Raw genomic sequence first — 6,881 nt, 5'->3', positions numbered from 1 at the left:
CCCCCCCCCCCCCCCCCCCCCCCCCAACAACCACAGACAAGAAAGGCGGCCCTGCGGCCGCCTTCCCGTGAATCACTTGCCCTTGACGTGCTTCATCAAGCGCCGCTTGGCCTTGACCTGCCGCTCGGTGAGGACGTTCTTCTTGCCCTCGTACGGGTTGGTGCCCTCGCGGAAGATGAAGCTCACCGGCGTACCGATCAGCTTGAAGCGCTTGCGGAAGAAGTTCTCTAGGTAGCGCTTGTACGACTCCTGCAGTTCCTTCAGGCGCGTGCCGTGCACGATGAAGGTCGGCGGGTTTGCGCCGGCCGGGTGCACGTAGCGCAGCTTGGAGACGTGGCCGCGGATGGTCGGCGGCGGATTGGTCTCGTACGCCACTTCCAGCGCCTTGTTCACTTCGCTGGTGGTGAAGGTCTTGTTCGCCGATTCGTGCGCGCGGTGCACCGCACGGAACAGCTCGCGCAGGCCCGAGCCGTGCTTGGCCGAAATGCGCACCGATTCGGCCCACGGCACGAAGCCCAGCTTCAGCGACAGCATGGTTTCAGCCTGTTCGCGCTGGTACTCGGTCAGGCCATCCCACTTGTTGATGGCGATCACCAGCGCGCGGCCGGCGTCGAGCACGGCACCGAGCACGGTGGCGTCCTGGTCGGTCACGCCTTCGGTGGCGTCCAGCATCAGCACGGCGACCTGGCACTGCTCGATCGACTGCATGGTCTTGACCACCGAGAACTTCTCGACGACCTCGTCCACGCGCGAACGGCGGCGCAGGCCGGCGGTGTCGATCAGGCGGTACTCACGGCCGTCGCGCTCCAGGTCCACCGCGATCGAGTCGCGGGTGGTGCCCGGCACGTCGGAGGCGATCATGCGCTCCTCGCCGAGGATGCGGTTGACCAGGGTCGACTTGCCCACGTTCGGACGTCCGACGAAGGCGATGCGGATACGGTTCGGATCGTTGTCCAGTTCTTCGCCGCTGCCTTCTTCCGGCAGGCGCTGGATCACTTCGTCCAGCAGGTCGTCCAGGCCCTGGCGATGCGCGGCCGAGACGGTCAGCATCTCGCCGAAGCCGTAACGGGCGAATTCCGAACGCACGCTGTCCTCGTCGGTGCCGTCGATCTTGTTGATCAGCAGCAGCGTCGGGCGCGACAGCTTGCGCAGCCAGGCCAGGATCTCGTCGTCCAGCGCCGAGGTGCCCTCGCGGGCGTCGACGACGAACAGGATCAGATCGGCTTCGGCCGCCGCAGCCCGGGCCTGGCGCGTGGTGGCACCCGCCAGGCCTTCGTCTTCCCCGGCAATACCGCCGGTATCCACGACGAGGAAATGGTTGTCCTCGTCGAGGCGGCAGACGCCGTAGTTGCGGTCACGGGTGACGCCGGGCTGGTCATGGACCAGCGCGTCGCGGGTGCGCGTAAGCGCATTGAAAATAGTCGACTTGCCGACATTCGGCCGTCCAACCAGGGCGACCAAAGGCAGCATCGCGATTACTCCAATTTTTAATTTGCCAACCGGAAGGCGGTCAGCTTGCCATCCACGTTCTGCACCAGCAGCACCCCGTCGACGACGACCGGCTGGGCCAGCAGGGCGTCACCGCCGCTCTTCGCCCGTGCCGCCATCGCACCATCGGAGGTCTTCAACCAGTGCACGTATCCCTTGTAGTCGCCGACGACCACGTAATCACCGTGCAGCGCCGGGCCGGTCAGCGAACGACGCGCCAGCTCGGTCTGCGACCACATGGCAGCGCCGGTCGCCTTGTCCAGGCCGAACACGCCACCCTTGTTGTCGGTGACGAACACATTACCCGACGACACCGCCACGCCACCTGCACCGCCATGGTCGCGCGCCCACAGCGGGCGACCGGTCGGGCCTTCGATGGCCATGGTCTGGTTCTTGAAGCTGCTCACGAAGAGGGTGTTGCCCTCCAGCACCGGGGCACCGTCGACATCGGCCATGCGGTCCAGCTCGGTACGGCCTTCGCCGTTGCCAAGGTTCTGTTCCCACAGGGTACGCCCATCCTGCATGGCCAGCGCGGCAACCGCGCCTTCGTCCTTGCCGATGAACAACACGCCCGGACCGGTGACCACCGGCGCGTTGCCGCGCACGGTCAGCGCCGGCAGTTCGCTCGGGTTGAACCACTTCTGCGTGCCGTTGCCGGCATCGAACGCGGTGACGCGGCCGTCGTTGCTGCGCACGAACACCAGGCCCTGGGCCACGGCCGGCGCGGCAATGACCTCACCCGGAACACGGGCGCGCCACTTCTCGCTGCCGTCATTGATGTCCAGGGCGATGACCTGGCCATCGAGCGTGCCGATCACGACCAGGTTCTCACCGACACCCGGGCCGCCGGACAGGCGCAGCTTCGGCTTCTTCTTTTCCTTCTGCGGCTCCCAGGTCCAGACCTTCTTGCCGGTCTGCAGGTCGATGGCGTGCACGCCGCCGGTGATCGCCGCAGCGAACACGTGGCCATTGGCAACGGCCGGGCCCTGGCGCACGCCGATGCGGCGCTCGCCCTTGCCGAGGTTGACCGACCAGGCCTTGTTGACCTTGACGCTCGGCTCGAACTTGACCAGCTCAGCCGGCTCCTGGGCCTTCTTCGCTGCCGCGTCCTTGCCGGCGAACCAGCCCTTCATGGTGCTGCAGCCGGTCAGGGCCATGCCCATCAGGAGCACGGTGGCGACGCGGGTGATCATGACCTTCTGACTCATCAAACCGACTCCGCAGGGGCGGCGACCGTGCCGCCGGCATCCATAACCTTGGTTTCCAGCAGGCGCCGCTGCGGCGCTGCCACGTCCAGCGACTTCAGCGCCTTCTCGTACTGTGCGCGGGCGTCATCGCGCTTGCCCTGCGCCATCAGCGCATCGCCATGGATTTCCAGGCTGCTGCTGTCGGTGGCGCTGCCCAGCAGCTTGATCGCCTCGTCGCTCTTGCCGGTGGCCACCAGCAGGCGGGCCACACGCTGGTCGACCACGCGCTGCAGGTCGCTTTCGACCTTCACGGCGCGCAGGGTGGCCAGCGCTTCTTCGTTCTTGCCGGCGTCGACCTGGGCCTTGGCCAGCTGCAGCGCCGCGAGGTCGCCATAGATGCTGGACGGGCCCGCTTCGAGCGCCTTCACTGCCTTGGCAGCGTCGTCGAGCTTGTTCTGCTGAAGACCGACCAGGGCCTTCTGGTATTCCACGTTGGCCGAGGCCAGCTTGCCGCCCTGATCCTTCTGGTACCACTGCCAGCCGGCAATGGCACCGATCGCGATGGCTACGCCACCGAGGATGCTGGCGCCATTCTTCCGCAGCCAGCTGCGGACGCGTTCACTTTGTTCGTGCTCGTCGAGCAGATCGTCGATCGCCATGCGTACTCTCGCCCCGCCCATCGGGAGGGACCATTGGGTTTAATCGAAGGTGGTGAAACCGCGCCTCAGTGCGAAACCGGGACTACGGAGCCTTCAGAGGATACCTGAAAGCGTGCCACGTTGGCTCGCTGGTAGGGGGTCAGATCGACGATAGCGCCGTTCTGCTGAACCTGGACCGCCGAGGCGTTGCCCAGGGTCACCCGGGTCACCTGGCCCGGCGTGAAGCTGCGGCTCTCGCCGGACTTGATCAGCGCCTTTTCGACCGTGGCGCCGTCCGGACCACCGATATCGACCCAGCTGTCGCCGCTGAACTGCATCTCCAGCGTATTGGCGGCTGCGGGCGCAGCGGGTGCCGAACGCGGCACCGGGGACAGCGAAGCGACATACGGGGTTGCGGCCGGCTTGCTGGCCGGGGCACTCGCGACTTCAGCCGGGGCTGCCGGCTCGACACCCGCAGCGGACGGGGCCACCGGCACAGCGGCCGGGATCGCGTCCAGCGAGGCCGTGTTCGGCGACGGCGTGGCGCTGCCATCGAAATGGCCGCGGGTGGCGAACCACACCGGCACGGCCAGCACGGCGGTGATGCCGACGTACAGCACGCGCCGGCCGAGATTCTCGGCAATGCGGCGCGCACGCGGGGTATGGGTATGGCTGACCAGGGTGGGCGGCACGACAGGACCCACCTGGGCCTGCTCCAGCAGCTGGCTCACATCGACGTCGAGCAGGCGCGCGTAGCTGCGCAACTGGCCGCGCACGAAGACGGGCGCGCCCAGCTTCTGCCACTGCTCTTCCTCCAGCGACCTGACCACCTGGACCGGCATGCGCAGGCGCGAGCCGACATCCTCAAGGGTCAGTCCGGCCGCTTCACGGGCCTGGCGCAGGCGGGTGCCGCAGCCGGCCGCAGTCTCGAGAGCGCTCACAGTCTGGTCATCAATCACAATGCATCAACCCTGGAGTTAGGAGCCCGCTTCCTGCGGAAATTCCTGTCGAATGCGCTGAAGATAGCGGTCAGATGCCGCCCGATCACCCAGCCGCGCTTCGATTTGAGACGCAAGTTGTAACACGGAACGCGTTGCGGGTGCAGCCGCAATCCTACGTTCGGCGAAGGCCCGGGCCTCCATGTAGCGGCCCTGGCGGAAGCTGAGCTGGGCCATGGCCTCCAGCGCGACCGGGTTTCCCGGCAGCGCCGACAGCGCCGCGCGCAGGTCGCGCTCGGCACGCTCGAACTGGCCTGCATCCAGCGCACAGCTGCCGGCATTGGACTGCGCTTCGGCGACGGCGGGATTGCCCGGCGCCCGCTGGGCACGATCGAACCACACCAGCGATTCGGCCGCCTGGCCCTGCTGGCACAGCCAGGCACCATAGTTGTTGAGCACGTCGCCACGTTGCGGCGCCAGCTCGGCAGCCTTGCGGAAGTTCTCCCCGGCCTGCTGGCTGCGACCGCGACGCTCGTCGATGCCCGCAAGCAGGACCAGGCCGTCGGGGGCCGTCGGCACCAGCTTCTGGGCTTCGCGCGCCTTGCGCTCGGCAGCATCGAGATTGCCGCCCTGGATGTCGCGGCCGGCCAGGGTCAGCAACTCCTGCCAGCGCACCTGCTGTCGCACCCCTTCCGGATCACGGACGGAGTAGACCGGCGCCTCGCTCGGGCCAAGCTTGGCCTTGGGATGGGATTTGCAGCCGCCGACCGCGAGGGCCAGCGTGCCTGCGAGCAGAACCAGCCAGAGGCGGTCAGGCCGCGGCATCGCTCCCCTTCCCCGCCTGCAGCGTCTTGTTGAACTCCGCCTGGCGGCGGGTGCGGTCCATCACCTGGCCCTTGAGCTGGCCACAGGCGGCGTCGATGTCGTCGCCACGGGTACGGCGGACCATGGTCAGCACGTTGCTGTCGAGCAGGATCTTCTGGAAGGCGCGGATGTGCGCCTCTTCCGAACGCTCGTAGCGGGTACCCGGGAACGGGTTGAAGGGGATCAGATTGACCTTGCCCGAATCCTTGGCCTGCACCGCGTTGTCAAACTGGCGCATCAGGCGTGCCAGCTCGCGGGCATGCTCGGGCTTGTCGTTGATGCCCTTCATCAGGGTGTATTCGAAGGTGACCGATTCGCGGCGCTTGTTGGCGCGCAGGTAGCGTGCGCACGAGGCCATCAGTTCGGCGATCGGGTACTTCTTGTTGAGCGGCACCAGGGTCTCGCGCAGCGCGTCGTTCGGCGCATGCAGCGACACCGCCAGCGACACGTCGCTTTCGGCAGACAGACGGTCGATCTGCGGCACCAGGCCGGAGGTCGACAGGGTCACGCGCTTGTTGGCCAGGCCGTAGCCCAAGTCGTCGCGCATCACGCTCATGGCGCGCACGACGTTGTCGAAATTCATCAGCGGCTCGCCCATGCCCATCATCACCACGTTGGTGAGGCGGCGCATCTGGTGCGGCACGTTGCCCAGGTGGCGCGCGGCAACCCACACCTGGCCGATGATCTCGGCGGTGGTCAGGTTGCGGTTGAAGCCCTGGGTAGCAGTGGAGCAGAACGTGCAGTTCAGGCCGCAACCGACCTGCGAGGACACGCACAGCGTGCCGCGGGTCTTGTCCGGGATGTACACGGTCTCGATGGCGTTCTTGCCATCCACGCCCATCGCCAGCAGCCACTTGTGGGTGCCGTCGGCGGAGGGCTTGTCGAACACGATGTTGGGAACCAGCACCTCGGCGTGGGCCTGCAGCTTGGCGCGCAGGACCTTGCCGAGGTCGGTCATTTCATCGAAGTCGGTGACGTAGCGATGGTGGATCCACTTCATCACCTGATGGGCACGGAACTTCTTTTCGCCGAGAACCTCGACGAAGAACTTCTCCAGGCCCGCGCGATCGAGGTCGAGCAGGTTCTGCTTGCCAGCCGTGGGTGCCGACTTCGGCAGCGGCTGGATGGCGGGGGACTGTACGACCTCGTTCACGGCATTACTCTCAGCGCGAAACGACTTCGGTGGCGGCGAAGAAGTAGGCGATTTCAATCGCGGCATTCTCGACCGAGTCCGAGCCGTGGGCGGCGTTGGCATCGATGGATTCGGCGAAGTCGGCGCGGATGGTGCCCGGCGCGGCTTCCTTCGGGTTGGTGGCGCCCAGCAGGTCGCGGTGGGCCAGGACGGCGTTCTCGCCTTCCAGGGCCTGGATCATCACCGGGCCGGAGATCATGAACTCGACCAGCGCGTTGAAGAACGGACGCTCGCGGTGCACGGCGTAGAAGCCTTCGGCTTCACGACGCGACAGCTGCTTGTACTTGGCGGCCACGACCTTCAGGCCAGCCTTCTCGAAGCGGGCGTAGATTTCGCCGATGACGTTCTTGGCAACGGCGTCCGGCTTGATGATCGAAAGGGTGCGCTCCAGCGCCATGGGATGTCTCCAATGGAATCGGGCCGCTGATGGCCCGAAGGGTAACATGAAAAAAACCCGCGTCGGGACGCGGGCTTAGCCTGATAAACGTAGGCGAATTGTAAAAGATAAAGCGGCGGGGTGGTAGTGCCGGCCGCTGGCCGGCATTGGGCGCCATTCAACCTCGGGGCTGCCGGC

General features: G+C 66.5%; 7 protein-coding genes. All 7 read right to left on the bottom strand.

Translation table 11 applies throughout. The features are described 5' to 3' along the window. Positions 1–72: 72 nt before the first annotated feature. The 7 genes from der to ndk all read right to left on the bottom strand — a co-directional run bounded on the left by der (position 73) and on the right by ndk (position 6,704). Positions 73–1,470, bottom strand: coding sequence for a ribosome biogenesis GTPase Der (gene der, locus O0K41_RS21715; protein WP_012479950.1), 1,398 nt, complete (start codon positions 1,468–1,470; stop codon positions 73–75). 17 nt (positions 1,471–1,487) lie between these two features. Next, the gene (gene bamB, locus O0K41_RS21710) at positions 1,488–2,696 is read right to left on the bottom strand and encodes an outer membrane protein assembly factor BamB (RefSeq protein ID WP_005409300.1); all 1,209 of its coding nucleotides are present in this window, start codon (positions 2,694–2,696) and stop codon (positions 1,488–1,490) included. Further along, complete coding sequence (locus O0K41_RS21705) at positions 2,696–3,334, bottom strand: tetratricopeptide repeat protein (protein ID WP_005409299.1); 639 nt, start codon at positions 3,332–3,334, stop codon at positions 2,696–2,698. Before O0K41_RS21705 ends, bamB begins: the two co-directional genes overlap by 1 nt. A 65-nt stretch (positions 3,335–3,399) precedes the next feature. Then, on the bottom strand, positions 3,400–4,272 hold the full coding sequence (locus O0K41_RS21700) for a RodZ domain-containing protein (protein WP_005409298.1): 873 nt from the start codon (positions 4,270–4,272) through the stop codon (positions 3,400–3,402). Positions 4,273–4,290: 18 nt separating this feature from the next. Then, on the bottom strand, positions 4,291–5,076 hold the full coding sequence (locus O0K41_RS21695; RefSeq protein ID WP_005409297.1) for a tetratricopeptide repeat protein: 786 nt from the start codon (positions 5,074–5,076) through the stop codon (positions 4,291–4,293). After that, entirely contained in the window at positions 5,063–6,268 is a 1,206-nt protein-coding gene (gene rlmN, locus O0K41_RS21690) for a 23S rRNA (adenine(2503)-C(2))-methyltransferase RlmN (protein WP_005409296.1), read from the bottom strand. Before rlmN ends, O0K41_RS21695 begins: the two co-directional genes overlap by 14 nt. A gap of 10 nt (positions 6,269–6,278) precedes the next feature. Beyond that, a complete protein-coding gene (gene ndk, locus O0K41_RS21685; protein ID WP_005409295.1) occupies positions 6,279–6,704 on the bottom strand; it encodes a nucleoside-diphosphate kinase in 426 nt (141 codons plus the stop codon). Positions 6,705–6,881 lie beyond the last annotated feature (177 nt).

The sequence above is a fragment of the Stenotrophomonas sp. Sm2128 genome, from assembly GCF_030985535.1.
Lineage (GTDB): Bacteria > Pseudomonadota > Gammaproteobacteria > Xanthomonadales > Xanthomonadaceae > Stenotrophomonas > Stenotrophomonas maltophilia.
The sequence above is the reverse complement of the archived record's forward strand: the minus strand, read 5'-3'. Positions and strand labels throughout refer to the sequence as shown.

Bases quoted from the DNA above. Each gene is read 5' to 3' on its own strand.
- der (WP_012479950.1), bottom strand. From the start codon at position 1,470: ATGCTGCCTTTGGTCGCCCTGGTTGGACGGCCGAATGTCGGCAAGTCG.
- bamB (WP_005409300.1), bottom strand. From the start codon at position 2,696: ATGAGTCAGAAGGTCATGATCACCCGCGTCGCCACCGTGCTCCTGATG.
- O0K41_RS21705 (WP_005409299.1), bottom strand. From the start codon at position 3,334: ATGGCGATCGACGATCTGCTCGACGAGCACGAACAAAGTGAACGCGTC.
- O0K41_RS21695 (WP_005409297.1), bottom strand. From the start codon at position 5,076: ATGCCGCGGCCTGACCGCCTCTGGCTGGTTCTGCTCGCAGGCACGCTG.
- ndk (WP_005409295.1), bottom strand. From the start codon at position 6,704: ATGGCGCTGGAGCGCACCCTTTCGATCATCAAGCCGGACGCCGTTGCC.